Origin of the sequence: Pseudomonas kairouanensis, from assembly GCF_004682055.1 — a bacterium.
Classification (GTDB): Bacteria; Pseudomonadota; Gammaproteobacteria; order Pseudomonadales; family Pseudomonadaceae; genus Aquipseudomonas; species Aquipseudomonas kairouanensis.
The window spans coordinates 20798-35346 of record NZ_QUZU01000057.1 but is presented as its reverse complement, the minus strand read 5'-3'; the positions used below and the strand labels follow the sequence as shown (position 1 = coordinate 35346).

Genomic DNA, 14549 nt, shown 5'->3' with positions numbered 1-14549 from the left:
CCTGAAAACACCGTTTTCCCAACCTGAAATGCAATCAAAAATGTGGGAGGGGGCTTGCTCCCGATAGCAGGGTGTCAGGCACTTACCTGTCACTGACACCCTGTCATCGGGAGCAAGCCCCCTCCCACATTGGATTGCATTTCAAGTCAGGATTGATAGACGCGCTGGAAGCCCTCGCGAATCTTGTCTTCGGGCAATTCATCGGCAATGAACACGATCACACTCTCCCGCGTCTCGCCCTCTTCCCACTCCGTGTCCCAATCAAAACCGTAAAGCTTGAGCACGCCCTGAAACACCATGCGCCGATCCTCCCCGGCAATGTTCAGCACACCTTTGTAACGCAGCAATTGCTTGCCGTGGTCTTCCAGCAGTTCGTTCATGAACTCGCTGAGGCGGTCGATATCCAGCGGCTGGTCGGTGCGCAACACCAGGCTGGAGATGCGGTCGATGGACGGCGCAGCACCCACAGGGCGCAGGCTCATGCCAGCGTTGAGGTTGAAACCGCGAACGTCGAGCAACTCGGCAAGATCAATGTTGCCGTGGTCCACCACACGAATCGGCGCACGGCGGTTGATGCGGGTCAGGCGTTCGCTCAACGCGTCGAAGGTGGCGTCATCCACCAGGTCGCGCTTGCTCACCAGCAGGCGGTCGGCAAAGCCGATCTGGGCCTGGGCGATGGTCTGGGTCAGGTGGTGCTCGGCGTGGGCGGCGTCCACCAGGGTGATGATGCCGTCGAGGATGTAGCGCTCGCGCAGCTCTTCGTCGATGAAAAAGGTCTGGGCCACCGGGGCCGGGTCGGCCAGGCCGGTGGTTTCGATCACCAGGCGGTCGAAGGCGATCTCGCCGCTGTCCAGGCGTTCGAGCAGCAGGTACAGGGCCTTGGTCAGGTCGGTGTGGATGGTGCAGCACACGCAGCCGTTGGACAGGGTCATGACTTGCACCGGCTCGGCGCCCAACAGCTGGGTGTCGATACCGGCATCACTGAATTCGTTTTCGATCACGGCGATTTTCAGGCCGTGCTCGGCTTTGAGCAGGTGGCGCAGCAAGGTGGTTTTGCCGGCGCCGAGGAAGCCGCTGAGGATGGTGACGGGGATGGGAGAGGACAAAGACAGTTCTCCTTATAACTGAAGGAACACAAAACAAATGTGGGAGGGGGCTTGCCCCCGATAGCGGTGTGTCAGGCACTTATCTGTCGCTGACATACCGCTATCGGGAGCAAGCCCCCTCCCACAGGGGATTTCTGCCAGCCCGGACTACCGGGTCAGCAGCACTTGGGCCCACCCTTGCCGCCGTAACGGGCTTCCTGGCGTTCCCGGAAGAACGCCTTGTAGTCCATCACCGGCTTGTCCGGGTGCTTGGTTTGCATATGCTCGACGTAGGTGTCGTAGTCGGGCATGCCGACCATCAGGCGCGCGGCCTGACCGAGGTATTTACCGAGGCGACTGATGTCATTGAACATGGCTGCAATCCTCGATCACGCGTCCGGCAAAGCCTGGAACGGGGCTTCTTTATCCGTACGTTCTTTGTTGCCCCAGGCGGCCACGCCGACCTTGAGCGCGTAGAACAGGATGCTGAACACCACGAACAGGAACAGCGCCGTCAGCGTTGCGTTGGTGTAGGCGTTGTAGATTACGTGCTGCATCTGGTCGATGTTCTTGGCCGGGGCGAGGATCTGGCCGTTGGCCAGGGCATCGCTGTACTTCTTGGCCAGGGACAGGAAGCCCACCGCCGGGTTGGCGTCGAACAGCTTGATAAAGCCCGCCGTGGTGGTGCAGATCAGCAGCCAAACCGCTGGCAGCATGGTCACCCAGATGTAGCGTTGGCGTTTCATTTTGATCAGCACAACGGTGGCCAGCATCAGCGCGATGCCTGCCAGCATCTGGTTGGAGATACCGAACAGCGGCCACAAGGTGTTGATGCCGCCCAGTGGGTCGATCACGCCTTGGTACAGCAGGTAGCCCCACATGGCCACGCAACCCGCGGTGGCGATCAGGTTGGCGGTCCACGACTCGGTGCGTTTGAGCGACGGTACGAAGGAGCCGAGCAAGTCCTGCAGCATGAAGCGACCAGCACGGGTACCGGCGTCAACTGCCGTGAGGATGAACAGCGCTTCGAACAGGATCGCAAAGTGGTACCAGAACGCCATGGTGTTTTCACCCGGCAGCACACTGTGCAGGATCTGCGCGATACCCACCGCCAACGTCGGCGCACCACCGGCACGGGCCAGGATGGTGGTTTCACCGATGTCATGGGCCACGGCTTGCAGCGCCTCCGGCGTGATCGCAAAGCCCCAGCTGCTGACCGTTTGCGCCACAGCCACCACATCACCACCGACCACGGCGGCCGGGCTGTTCATGGCGAAGTACACGCCCGGCTCGATCACCGACGCGGCAACCATGGCCATGATGGCCACGAACGACTCCATCAACATGCCGCCGTAACCGATGTAGCGGGCGTTGGTTTCGTTGTCCAGCAGTTTGGGCGTGGTGCCCGAGGAGATCAGTGCATGGAAACCGGACACCGCGCCACAGGCGATGGTGATGAACAGGAACGGGAACAGGCCGCCCTTCCACACCGGGCCAGTGCCGTCGATGAACTGGGTCAGCGCCGGCATTTTCAGCTCTGGCATGGTGACCAGGATGCCGATGGCCAGGGCGATGATAGTGCCGATTTTGAGGAAGGTCGAAAGGTAGTCACGCGGCGCCAGGATCAGCCACACCGGCAGTACCGCCGCGACGAAACCGTAGCCGATCAGCATCCAGGTGATTTGAATGCCCGTGAAGGTAAACGCCTTGGCCCACACCGGGTCAGCGGCGATCTGCCCACCCAGCCAGATCGAACCCAGCAGCAACAGCACGCCGATGATCGAGATTTCACCGATGCGGCCCGGGCGGATGTAGCGCATGTAGATGCCCATGAACATCGCGATCGGGATGGTTGCCATCACGGTGAAGATGCCCCACGGGCTCTCGGCCAGGGCCTTGACCACGATCAGCGCCAGCACCGCAAGGATGATGATCATGATCAGGAAGCAGCCAAACAGCGCGATGGTCCCCGGAATACGGCCCATCTCTTCGCGAACCATGTCCCCCAGGGAACGGCCGTTGCGACGAGTGGACAGGAACAGCACCATGAAGTCCTGCACCGCACCGGCCAGCACCACGCCGGCAATCAGCCAGAGCGTGCCGGGCAGGTAGCCCATTTGCGCCGCCAGCACTGGGCCGACCAGCGGGCCTGCACCGGCAATCGCCGCAAAGTGGTGACCAAAGAGAATGTGTTTGTTGGTCGGCACATAGTCCAGACCGTCGTTATTGATCACTGCGGGGGTAGCCCGCCGTGGATCGAGTTGCATCACGTTATTAGCGATGAACAGGCTGTAGTAGCGATAAGCGACCAGGTAGATGGCCACAGCGGCGACCACAATCCACAAGGCGTTGATCGCCTCGCCGCGGCGCAAGGCCACTACGCCAAGGGCGCACGCTCCTACGATTGCCAGCACCAGCCAGGGTAGGTGGCGTAGCAGGCTATTATTATTTTTCATTTTTATATTCCAGCCAGGGTGGACAGAAAGGACAGCCGCTCCGAGTTTAGCGCTGTTGGCCTTAAAGACCACCCCCCTACGTTGGTCTAGAGCCTTCTGCGGGCGAAAAAAGCAGAAATAAATGCCCAATAATGGCTCATAGCTACAATCCTTTTATCCACAGAGGATTTCGCCATGACCGAGCAAGCGTCTGATCGTCGCCGTTTTCGCAGGATCGCCTTTGACGCCAAAACCGAACTTCGGCAAAACGGTCGGGAATGGGTAGTGCAATTGGTGGATTTGTCGTTAAAGGGTTTGCTGGTGCAGCGGCCTGAAGACTGGAAGGGCAACAAGGCGTTGCCGTTCGATGTCGACATACGCCTGGACCCCAAGGTGCACATCAAGATGCAAGTACGGCTGACCCATGAGGATCATGGGCAGTTGGGGTTTGTGTGCCAGCACATTGATCTGGACTCGATCAGCCATTTACGCCGGTTGATCGAGTTGAACCTGGGTGATGAAGAAGAACTGCACCGGGAGTTGGCGGCCCTGCTGGAGATCTGACAAACAACACAAATCAAAATGTGGGAGGGGGCTTGCTCCCGATAGCGGAGTGTCAGTCGATATATGTGTGACTGACACACCGCTATCGGGAGCAAGCCCCCTCCCACATTGGTTTTGTGGTGTTACAGATTATTCGAACAGGGCATCCAACGCCTGTTCAAGGCGGGTCACCGCAATAATCTGAATCCCCGGCGGCGACTCCTTCGGCGCATTGCCCTTGGGCACGATGGCCCGCTTGAAGCCATGCTTGGCCGCTTCCTTCAAGCGCTCCTGGCCGCTGGGCACCGGGCGCACTTCACCCGACAAACCCACCTCACCGAACACCAGCAAGTCATGGGGCAACGGCCGGTTGCGCAAGCTGGACATCACTGCCGCCATCAACGCCAGGTCGGACGCGGTCTCCAGCACCTTGACCCCACCCACCACGTTAAGGAACACGTCCTGGTCGTGGGTCGGAATACCACCATGGCGGTGCAGGACGGCCAGCAGCATGGCCAGGCGGTTCTGATCCAGGCCCAGGGTCACGCGCCGGGGGTTGGCCAGGTGGCTGTCATCCACCAGCGCTTGCACTTCCACCAGCATCGGGCGAGTCCCTTCCCACGTCGCCATGACCACACTGCCCGGAACCTCTTCCTGGGCACGCGTCAGAAAAATCGCCGAGGGGTTGGAGACTTCTTTCAGTCCCCGGTCAGTCATGGCGAACACGCCCAGCTCGTTGACCGCACCGAAACGGTTCTTCACCGCCCGCAGCAAACGCAGGCGGCCATCGGACTCACCTTCGAAATACAACACGGTATCGACCATATGCTCCAACACCCGTGGCCCGGCCAGCGCGCCCTCTTTGGTCACATGGCCCACCAGGAAGATCGCCGTGCCGCTCTGCTTGGCATAGCGCACCAACAGCGCCGCGCTCTCACGCACCTGGGACACGCCGCCCGGTGCCGATTGCAGTTGCTCGGTGAAAATCGTCTGAATCGAGTCGATCACCATCACCTTGGGTTTTTCGATACGCGCCGTGGCGATGATGCTTTCGATGCAGGTTTCGGTCATGACCCGTAGTTGGTCCTGGGGCAAGCCCAGGCGACGGGCGCGCATAGCCACTTGCTGCTGGGATTCTTCGCCGGTGACGTACAACGCTGGCATGCGGCTGGCGATGCTGCACAGGGTTTGCAGCAGGATCGTCGACTTACCGATGCCGGGGTCGCCGCCGATCAGCACCACCGAGCCGTCCACCAGGCCGCCGCCGAGCACACGGTCCAGCTCGCCGGAGGCGGTGGAGAAACGCGGGATCTCTTCCACGCTCACTTCGGCCAGGGTCTTGATCTGCGCCTGCTGCCCGGTCCAGCCGGCACGCCCGGTGGGCGCTGCCGCACCACCACTTTCGATCATGGTTTCCGTCAGGGTGTTCCACGCGCCGCACTCGGTGCACTGGCCGGCCCACTTGGGAAAGGTCGCGCCGCACTCCGTGCAGCCGTACATGCGCTTGGCCTTTGCCATTTGAGAACCTCCAACCGAAAAACCGCGATGATAGCTCAGCGCGGCGCCGGGGTCCGGATTTCACCGCTGGCCAAGCGTGAAGCACTGTTGCCGACCGGGTCTTCGGCGTTGAGGTCGGCGCCCTTGGCTTTCAACTCATCCAGCAATTCGACGCGCTTGAACAGCCCGGCGTACATGGCGGCCGTCTGCCCCGCACCGTTGCGTTGGTCGGGGTTGCAGTCGGTGCCCAGCAGGCGCTGGGCGATTTTCAGCTCACCCTTGAAGATCGCGCCCATCAGTGCGGTGTTGCCGCGTTTGTCCTGCACGCAGGCGTCGGCTCCGGCATCAAGCAGGCGGGCCACAAACGGCCCCTGGCCGTGGTAGGCCGCTAGAATCAACGCGGTGTAGCCCTTGCTGTCCTGGGTGTTGAGGGCGTAGCCGGAGTCGATAAAGGTGTTGAGCATGTCGAGGTCGCCACGGCGGGCGGCGTCGAAGTAGTAGTCCTGCAATTGTGTCTTGATGGCCGCAGGATCAGCGGCAGGAGGCTGTTCAGCCAGCGCATTGATCGACCAGCAAACCAGCAGCGCCCCAATAAAAATACGCATGATCCAGATCCTCTCTATCCCCCTGTAGGAGCGAGCTTGCTCGCGAAGAAGGTCAACGATAACGCAGCGCTATCAGTCAGCCCGCGTCGTCAATGCGTTTTTCGCGAGCAAGCTTGCTCCTACAAGGGGGGGCGGTTAGTCGGTGAGTTTGGCGGCCAGTGCCTTCACACGCGCCAGGTCGCCCTTGGCAACCTTGGCAACGCCAGTGCCGTACTCCGGGTCTGCCTTGTAGAGGAACGACAAAATGATGTGCTTGCTCTCATCATCGGTAGTGGCCAGGGAGCCGCCGAAATTGTCGATCAAGTCCTGTCGCTCTTTCTTACTGTAGGAACGGTACAAATCACCGGCCTGCTTGAAGTTCTGCTCACGCTGGATCTTCGCCTGCTGGGTGCTGCCCGCCAGTGCCGATTGGCTGTAGCGTGCGGTTTGCGGCTCTTCCCGTGGTTCAAGACGGCTCGGCTGGTAGTTCACGCCGCTGCTGGTCTTGCCCGTATTCAGGGCACCGTCCTGGTTGCCATTGTTGACCGTCACCCGTGGCGCGTTGATCGGCAGTTGCAGGGCATTGGCCCCCAGGCGATACATCTGGGTGTCAGCGTAGGAAAACACCCGACCTTGCAGCAGGCGGTCTTCCGATGGCTCGATGCCCGGCACCAGGTTGGCCGGGGCCATGGCCACTTGCTCGGTTTCCTGGAAGACGTTGGCCGGGTTGCGGTTCAGCACCATCTGCCCAACTTTGCGCTCAGGCACATCGGGCCAGATCTTGGTGGCGTCCAGCGGGTCGAAGTCGAATTTGGCCAGGTCCTCAGGCTTGAGCACCTGTACGTACAGGTCCCATTTGGGGAAGTCGCCCTTGTTGATATGGGTGACCAGGTCGTTGGTCATGTGGCTGTAATCGCGCCCTTGCACCTCGGTGACTTGCTTGGGGTCGAGGTTGTTGATGCCTTGCAGGCTCTTCCAATGAAACTTGACGTAATGCACCTCGCCTTTGGCGTTGATCAGCTTGTAGGCGTGCACGCCGTTGCCGTCCATTTCCCGATAGCTGGCGGGGGTGCCGGAGTCGGAGTACAACTCGGTCAAGGTGCGGGTGGCTTCGGGTACGTGGGAGAAGAAATCGAAGCGGCGGGAGTCGTCATCCAGGTTGGTACGCGGGTCCGGCTTGAACGCGTGGACCATGTCCGGAAACTTGATGGCGTCGCGAATGAAGAAGGTCGGGAAGTTGTTGCCCACCAGATCCCAGTTGCCGTCGGCGGTGTAGAACTTGGTGGCGAAACCGCGTGGATCACGCAGGGTTTCCGGGGAGTGGTTGCCGTGGACCACGGCAGAGAAGCGCACGAACACCGGCGTGGCCTCGCCTGCTGCGAACACCTTGGCCTTGGTCAGGTCGCTGAGGTTATCGGTCACGGTGAAAGTGCCATGGGCGCCAGTGCCACGGGCGTGCACGACGCGTTCGGGGATGCGTTCGCGGTCGAAGCGCTGCAGCTTCTGGATCAGTTGCACGTCTTGCAGCAACACCGGGCCGTTGGCACCGGCGGTTTGCGAGTTCTGGTTATCACCAACCGCAGCGCCGTTATCGCGGGTCAGGTTGGCAGCTTGTACGGCCAGGGAAAGCAGGCTGGCAGTCACCAGTACCAGCGCACTTCGCGCTGAAACAGGCCCGCGGCTCATTGGGGTTTTCATCGAGGTTTCCTCTGGTTTTTTTAGTGCACATTCAGTTGTGCTAACCAAAGGCTAGTGACCCAGGACGCAGAAGATAAATAGAAAAGCCATACCAACCCCATTGAGAAAATAATGTAGTAAGCCACTGAAATGGCGGGTAATTCGCGCGCGATTGATGGCACTTTGCAAACTATTTGCGATTTAATGTGTCGATAAAAGCTAACAGTGTTAACAGTTGTGTCGCGCAAGCCCTCTACGACTGACTTACACTGAGTCCCACCCTTCTCATCTGTAACAAGGAATAACCTATGGGCGTGATCAGTGAGTTCAAGGCCTTCGCGGTCAAAGGTAATGTGGTCGATATGGCCGTCGGTATCATCATCGGCGCCGCCTTCGGCAAAATTGTTTCCTCGTTTGTAGGCGACGTAGTGATGCCCCCCCTGGGTCTGCTGATCGGCGGTGTGGACTTCGGCGATTTGGCGGTGACGCTCAAGGCAGCCCAGGGCGATATCCCGGCGGTGGTGCTGGCGTACGGTAAATTCATCCAGAGCGTGGTGGACTTCCTGATCGTCGCATTCGCGATTTTCATGGGGGTGAAGGTGATCAACCGTCTCAAGCGTGAAGAGGCCGTTGCGCCCAAGCTGCCGCCGGTGCCGACCAAAGAAGAAGTGTTGCTGGGCGAGATCCGTGATCTGCTCAAGGCACAGAACGACAAACCGCTTTAAGCCAAGGCCGGTTTGAAAAAGGCGCCCGCTTGAGGCGCCTTTTTTATTACCAGTAGTTTTCCACAGCCACCTGACCAGGCCGTCGGCTCAGGCTCAACTGCATGTCCCGCTGCTTGAGCAACTGGCGCGTGTCATCGACCATCTGCGGGTTGCCGCAAATCAGTACACGGGAATGCTCCGGGGTCAGCTCGACGCCGGCGGCGCGTTCCAATTCGCCGTTTTCGATCAGCGTGGTGATGCGCCCGTTCAGCGTGCCGGGGTGCTGTTCGCGGGTGACGATGGGTACGTAGGTGAACTTGTGCGCATAGTCGGCCAGGTATTCACGCTCGCCCAGTTCCTTGATCAGCGACTGGTAGGCAAGCTCCTTGGCTTCACGGGCGCTGTACACCAGGATGATGCGCTCGAATTTTTCCCACACCTCGAAGTCCTGCAGGATCGACAGGAACGGCGCCACGCCGGTGCCGGTGCCGAGCATCCACAAGTCGCGCCCGTCGACGAAGCGGTTCAAGGTCAAAAAACCCGTAGCCTGACGCTCTACCATCAAGGTATCGCCCACCCGCAGGCGACTCAGCTCGCTGGTGAACTCGCCGCCAGGCACCACGATCGAGAAAAAATCCAGGTACTCGTCAAAGGGCGACGACACCACGGAGTAGGCGCGCCATACCGTGCTGCCATCGGCCTTGGTCACGCCCAGGCGCACGAACTGACCTGCGGTAAAACGAAAACCCGGGTCGCGGGTGGTGCGCAGGGTAAACAGGCTGGGGGTCAGCGATTGCACATCGAGCAAGGTCTGGCGGGTAAATTTCTCAGCACTGGCCGTCATGGGGGGCTCCGTTCTACAGGTGCCCTAGTGTCCCTCAAAGTGACGCGCACAAACACCTGCGGTGTGTAATGGCATCGCGCAAGCACAGAGTAATAGCAACCTAATGGCACCACTAATCAATTCGCTATTAACCCAGAACCCACTACTACAACCACACTGTTAGTTGATCGTTACAGCGTCTTCAACTCACTAAAAAACCGTAAAAAAACGAACAACTACTTACGAAGCTAACTAATGGTGCCGTTGAAAGCTTCTTAAACCCTGCTGCGCAAGAACGAAAATTTCCTCTTGCACTGTAGCCTGTGTCCTACACTCAGTTCCGTGCAGCTTTGGGATTTGAGGACGTACCCGAGGTCACGCAGACCCCCATGGAGAGTTACCAATGATCAACTGGCGCAACACAAGACTCCCCAAGCTGGAAGGCGAGAACGAGATCACCAGTGTTTTTGAAATGGTCCTTAACCACACGTTTGAACTCGGCTTCCAATACTGTTCATTCACAATGAGTTCACAACTACCCAACAACCAAACAAAACCTGTTCAGCTCAACAACTACCCAAACGAATGGAACAAACTGTACAAACAGGCGCACTTCTTCGAGGTAGACCCCGTCGTTGCCCACTGCAAACGGTGCGTGCTGCCCATCGTCTGGGAGGAAAAAGCCTTCAATACCTCGCCCAACCTGTGGGCCCTGGCCCAAACCTATGGGGTACACCTAGGGTGGACCCAGGCAGTACATGACTTCCAGGGTGTGTTCAGCATGCTGACCCTGGGTCGAGGCGAAGGGGAAGTCAAACCGCAGGAGTTATATGAAAAGGCCGGCCAGGTGCTCTGGTTGTGTCATGCCATGCATGCCGTTGTCGCGTTGAAGTTTGCCGACGAGCCCAGCGTAAAACCTGCCAGCAAGCTGACGCCGCGAGAAACGGAAATTCTCAAATGGTCAGCCATGGGCAAGACCGCCTCGGATATCGCCACCATCCTGTGCCTCTCGGAACGCACGGTGGGCTTCCATATCAGCAGTACCTTCAAGAAACTGGGGGTCAATAACAAGATCGGTGCCGTGCTCGCCGCGTCCAAAATGGGCTGCCTGGATTGAGACCGGCGCAAACAGCACATGTAATCCCAGCGAAAAAAACGTAACATTTACGGCCAATTCTGAGTGTTGACGCAGCCCCACGGGGCCCGCCTCGCAGTTCACTCAGACGGTTCGGCCGGGAACGCCCTTGCCGAACACCCATCGATGACCAGAGCCTCCCCCGCCATGCCCCTGCTCGAAAGCCCCTTCGCCCAGCTCGATCTGATCCGCCAGCCAGAGCAACATAACGATCCGCTGCAAGCTTTCGATGCCGCCGACGAGTACCTGCTCAGCCACCTCGCCGAGCAGCAGCCGAACGCCCACACCCGCGTGCTGGTGCTCAATGACAGCTTCGGCGCGCTGGCGGCCAGCCTTGAAGGGCAGGTGCAGGTGACGTCCAGCGGCGACTCGTTCCTGGCGGCCCAGGGCCTGGAGAAAAACCTGGTGCGCAACGGCAAAGCCTTTGATGCCGTGGCCTTCATACCCGCCAGCCAGGTACCGAGCGGGCCGTTTGACCGGGTGCTGATTCGCGTGCCCAAGACCCTGGCGCTGCTGGAAGAACAACTGATCCGCTTGCAGGGCCAACTGGCGCCGGGCGCCGAAGTGATTGCCGGGGCCATGATCAAGCACCTGCCACGGGCCGCCGGGGAGCTGCTGGAGCAGTATATTGGGCCGATGCACGCTTCACTGGCGGTGAAAAAGGCCCGGCTGTTGATCGCCACCGTTGCTGATCGCCCCAACGCGGTCTCGCCCTACCCGACCCGCTACTCGCTGGACACCCCGGCTATCGAACTGCTTAACCACGCCAATGTGTTCTGCCGCGAAGGCCTGGACATCGGCACCCGCGCCTTCCTGCCGCACCTGCCGAAAAACCTGGGCAGTGCCCGTGTGGCCGACCTGGGCTGTGGCAACGGCGTACTGGCGATCGCCAGCGCACTGCAAAACCCCGATGCGCAGTACACCCTGGTGGACGAATCCTATATGGCCGTGCAATCGGCCGCCGAGAACTGGCAGGCCGCCCTGGGTGAGCGCGAGGTCACCCTTCGCGCCGCCGATGGCCTGGCCGGCCAGGAGCCCCATTCACTGGACGTGGTGCTGTGCAACCCGCCGTTCCACCAGCAACAGGTGGTCGGCGACTTCCTCGCCTGGCGCATGTTCCAGCAGGCTCGGGAAACCCTGGTGGTCGGCGGCGCCCTCTATATAGTCGGCAACCGCCACTTGGGTTATCACACCAAGCTGGCGCGCCTGTTTCGGGGCGTCGAACAAGTGGCCACCACACCGAAATTCGTCATCCTCAAAGCGCGCAAATAAAAAAACCCCACCACTCTTGCAAGGGGCAGGGTTGAAAACCGGGCGCCAAGGCCCGGATCGGGATGTCAGTGAGTGGTCAGGCCAGCCGCATTCATGAACATGCGCATCAGGCTGGCCACGACAAACAGGGCCAGCACGCTGCCAGTCCAGATCATCGCCAGCCACCCCAGGCGCCGCCACAGCGGCTGTTTTTCAGCCTGTTCAATCTCGTGCAACGTAGGTTTGCCGGACATGCAACGCCCCTCCTAGTGGTAGCCGTCTTCGTGGGTGACCTTGCCGCGGAACACGTAGTAGCTCCAGAAGGTGTAGCCCAGGATGAACGGGATGATGAACAACGTGCCCACCAGCATGAAGCCCTGGCTCTGCGGGGGCGCGGCGGCGTCCCAGATCGATACCGACGGCGGGATGATGTTGGGCCACAGGCTGATGCCCAGGCCGCTGTAGCCGAGGAAGATCAGCACCAGCGTGAGCAGGAACGGCGTGTAATGCGCGTTGCGGGCCACGGCGCGGATCAGCCCGTACATGGTCACCAGCACCAGGATCGGCACCGGCAGGAACCAGAACAGGTTTGGCAGGGTGAACCAGCGCGAGGCAATTTCCGGGTGGGTCAGCGGCGTCCAGATACTCACGATGCCGATCACCGCCAGCACCACGAACGCCAAGGGCCGCGCCAGGTTGTGCATCTGTTCCTGCAACTTGCCTTCGGTCTTCATGATCAGCCAGGTGCAGCCCAACAGCGCATAGGCCACGATCAGCGCCACGCCACAGAACATCGTGAACGGCGTGAGCCAGTCCAGCGAACCGCCGGCGAACTGACGGTCGACCACCGGGATGCCATCGATAAACGCCCCCAGCGCCACGCCCTGGAAGAACGTCGCCGCGAGCGAACCACCGATAAACGCCTTGTCCCACAGATGACGCTTGTGGTCCTTGGCCTTGAAGCGAAACTCGAACGCCACGCCCCGGAAGATCAGCCCGATCAGCATCAAAATCAGCGGCAGGTACAGCGCCGACAGCACCACCGAGTAAGCCAGTGGGAACGCGCCGAACAACGCCGCGCCCCCCAGTACCAGCCAGGTTTCGTTGCCGTCCCACACCGGGGCGACGGTGTTCATCATTACGTCACGGTCAACTTTGCCGGGAATAAACGGAAAGAGGATGCCGATACCCAGGTCAAAGCCGTCCATGACCACGTACATCATGATGCCGAAGATGATGATCACGGCCCAGATCAGCGGAAGATCAATACCCATCTCAATTCCCCTTATGCTGGATGTCAGAGTGATCGTCTTCGGTGCCGTCATCGGCAGCCGACAACGGACGCGCTGGGGTGCGTTTCTGACCAGGCCCACCGTGGGTCGGCTCGGTAACGTCATGGGCCACAGGGCCTTTGCGCACCAGGCGCATCATGTAGCCCAGGCCTGCGCCGAACAGCGCGAAGTACACCACCACGAACAGCACCAGGGTGATGGTCATCTGCGCCAGGCTATGCCCGGAGGAGGCATCTGCCGTGCGCATCAAGCCGTAGACCACCCACGGCTGACGGCCGATCTCGGTGGTGAACCAGCCGGCGAGAATCGCGATCAGGCCCGACGGCCCCATCCACAACGCCAGGTAAAGGAACGGCTTGGACGTGTACAGCTTGTCACCCCGACGCAGCCAGAGGCTGAACAGCCCGGTGAAGATCATCAGCAAACCCAGGCCGACCATGACCCGGAACGACCAGAACACGATGGTCGAGTTGGGGCGGTCCTCAGGCGGGAACTCCTTGAGCGCCGGCACCTGTTTGTCCAGGGAGTGAGTGAGGATCAGGCTGCCCAGGTACGGGATTTCCACCGCGTATTTGGTTTTTTCCGCCTTCATGTCCGGCCAGCCGAACAGGATCAATGGGGTCGGCTCGTTGCCGATATTTTCCCAGTGGCCTTCAATCGCGGCGATTTTCGCCGGTTGGTGCTTCAAGGTGTTCAGGCCGTGGAAGTCGCCGATCACCGCCTGGATAGGCGCAACGATCAAGGCCATCCACATGGCCATCGAGAGCATTTTGCGAATCGCCGGGTTGTCCTTGCCACGCAGCAAGTGCCAGGCCGCCGAGGAACCGACGAAGAATGCCGTCGCCACAAACGCTGCCGTGGCCATGTGCGCCAGGCGATACGGGAAGGACGGGTTGAAGACAACCGCAAACCAATCGGTCGGGATCACACGGCCGTCGATGATTTCAAAGCCCTGGGGCGTCTGCATCCAACTGTTGGACGACAGGATCCAGAAGGTCGAGATCAACGTACCCACGGCCACCATCACGGTGGAGAAAAAGTGCAGGTTGCGCCCCACCTTGTTCCAGCCGAACAGCATCACCCCGAGGAAACCGGCCTCAAGGAAGAAGGCCGTGAGCACTTCATAAGTAAGCAATGGCCCGGTGACGGCGCCGGCGAAGTCCGAGAAACGGCTCCAGTTGGTGCCGAACTGGTAGGCCATGACCAAACCTGAGACCACACCCATGCCGAAGTTGACGGCAAAGATCTTCGACCAGAAATGGTAGAGGTCACGGTAGGTGTCGTTATGGGTCTTGAGCCACAAGCCTTCCAGCACCGCGAGGTAACTGGCCAGGCCGATGGTGATCGCCGGGAACAGGATGTGGAACGAGATGGTGAATGCAAATTGAATTCGGGCGAGATCTAGCGCCTCCAAACCGAACATAAGTCTTCCTCTGTCAGGTAATACCGGCTGCTGGCGGGAGCCTGCACCCACTGCCCCCACGGATATGGAGTCTGGCGAATTTCAATTCGTTTCTTTTTTT

Annotated in this window: 14 protein-coding genes; 4 read left to right on the top strand and 10 right to left on the bottom strand. The window is 60.0% G+C overall.

Annotated elements, in window-relative coordinates; all coding sequences use genetic code 11:
• Positions 1 to 146: 146 nt before the first annotated feature.
• From yjiA to DYL59_RS28325, 3 genes are all read right to left on the bottom strand, one after another.
• A complete protein-coding gene (gene yjiA / locus DYL59_RS28335) occupies positions 147 to 1106 on the bottom strand; it encodes a GTPase (protein ID WP_135292106.1) in 960 nt (319 codons plus the stop codon).
• A 155-nt stretch (positions 1107 to 1261) separates the two neighbouring features.
• Positions 1262 to 1459 (bottom strand): YbdD/YjiX family protein, encoded by a 198-nt coding sequence (locus DYL59_RS28330; RefSeq protein ID WP_003194308.1) that lies wholly within the window; start codon positions 1457 to 1459, stop codon positions 1262 to 1264.
• Positions 1460 to 1474: 15 nt separating this feature from the next.
• Positions 1475 to 3541: a carbon starvation CstA family protein gene (locus DYL59_RS28325; protein WP_135292105.1), complete on the bottom strand. Its 2067-nt coding sequence runs from the start codon at positions 3539 to 3541 to the stop codon at positions 1475 to 1477.
• A gap of 174 nt (positions 3542 to 3715) precedes the next feature.
• Here DYL59_RS28325 and DYL59_RS28320 point away from each other — a divergent pair, with 174 nt between their 5' ends.
• Complete coding sequence (locus DYL59_RS28320) at positions 3716 to 4084, top strand: PilZ domain-containing protein (protein WP_135292104.1); 369 nt, start codon at positions 3716 to 3718, stop codon at positions 4082 to 4084.
• A gap of 129 nt (positions 4085 to 4213) precedes the next feature.
• Here DYL59_RS28320 and radA read toward each other — a convergent pair whose 3' ends face one another.
• From radA to katB, 3 genes are all read right to left on the bottom strand, one after another.
• Positions 4214 to 5581, bottom strand: coding sequence for a DNA repair protein RadA (radA, locus tag DYL59_RS28315; RefSeq protein ID WP_135292103.1), 1368 nt, complete (start codon positions 5579 to 5581; stop codon positions 4214 to 4216).
• Positions 5582 to 5616: 35 nt separating this feature from the next.
• Complete coding sequence (locus DYL59_RS28310) at positions 5617 to 6165, bottom strand: ankyrin repeat domain-containing protein (RefSeq protein WP_135292102.1); 549 nt, start codon at positions 6163 to 6165, stop codon at positions 5617 to 5619.
• 135 nt (positions 6166 to 6300) lie between these two features.
• Positions 6301 to 7842: a catalase KatB gene (gene katB / locus DYL59_RS28305; RefSeq protein ID WP_135292101.1), complete on the bottom strand. Its 1542-nt coding sequence runs from the start codon at positions 7840 to 7842 to the stop codon at positions 6301 to 6303.
• Positions 7843 to 8129: 287 nt separating this feature from the next.
• On the opposite strand from katB, the gene mscL reads away from it, so the two are divergent.
• Positions 8130 to 8546 (top strand): large-conductance mechanosensitive channel protein MscL, encoded by a 417-nt coding sequence (mscL, locus tag DYL59_RS28300; RefSeq protein ID WP_135292100.1) that lies wholly within the window; start codon positions 8130 to 8132, stop codon positions 8544 to 8546.
• A gap of 46 nt (positions 8547 to 8592) precedes the next feature.
• Here mscL and DYL59_RS28295 read toward each other — a convergent pair whose 3' ends face one another.
• On the bottom strand, positions 8593 to 9369 hold the full coding sequence (locus DYL59_RS28295) for a ferredoxin--NADP reductase (protein WP_135292099.1): 777 nt from the start codon (positions 9367 to 9369) through the stop codon (positions 8593 to 8595).
• 382 nt (positions 9370 to 9751) lie between these two features.
• Between DYL59_RS28295 and DYL59_RS28290 the strand changes: the two genes are divergently transcribed.
• Together DYL59_RS28290 and DYL59_RS28285 are read left to right on the top strand one after the other, a co-directional pair.
• Positions 9752 to 10465, top strand: coding sequence for a helix-turn-helix transcriptional regulator (locus tag DYL59_RS28290; RefSeq protein ID WP_135292098.1), 714 nt, complete (start codon positions 9752 to 9754; stop codon positions 10463 to 10465).
• A gap of 165 nt (positions 10466 to 10630) precedes the next feature.
• Positions 10631 to 11755, top strand: coding sequence for a methyltransferase (locus DYL59_RS28285; protein ID WP_135292107.1), 1125 nt, complete (start codon positions 10631 to 10633; stop codon positions 11753 to 11755).
• Between the two features lie 65 nt (positions 11756 to 11820).
• Here DYL59_RS28285 and DYL59_RS28280 read toward each other — a convergent pair whose 3' ends face one another.
• Genes DYL59_RS28280 through DYL59_RS28270 form a run of 3 tightly spaced genes read right to left on the bottom strand, consistent with a single transcriptional unit; the run spans position 11821 to position 14449 of the window.
• Positions 11821 to 11988: a DUF2474 domain-containing protein gene (locus DYL59_RS28280; protein WP_010562540.1), complete on the bottom strand. Its 168-nt coding sequence runs from the start codon at positions 11986 to 11988 to the stop codon at positions 11821 to 11823.
• A gap of 12 nt (positions 11989 to 12000) precedes the next feature.
• Entirely contained in the window at positions 12001 to 13008 is a 1008-nt protein-coding gene (gene cydB, locus DYL59_RS28275) for a cytochrome d ubiquinol oxidase subunit II (RefSeq protein WP_014720024.1), read from the bottom strand.
• 1 nt (position 13009) lies between these two features.
• Complete coding sequence (locus DYL59_RS28270) at positions 13010 to 14449, bottom strand: cytochrome ubiquinol oxidase subunit I (RefSeq protein ID WP_135292097.1); 1440 nt, start codon at positions 14447 to 14449, stop codon at positions 13010 to 13012.
• Positions 14450 to 14549 lie beyond the last annotated feature (100 nt).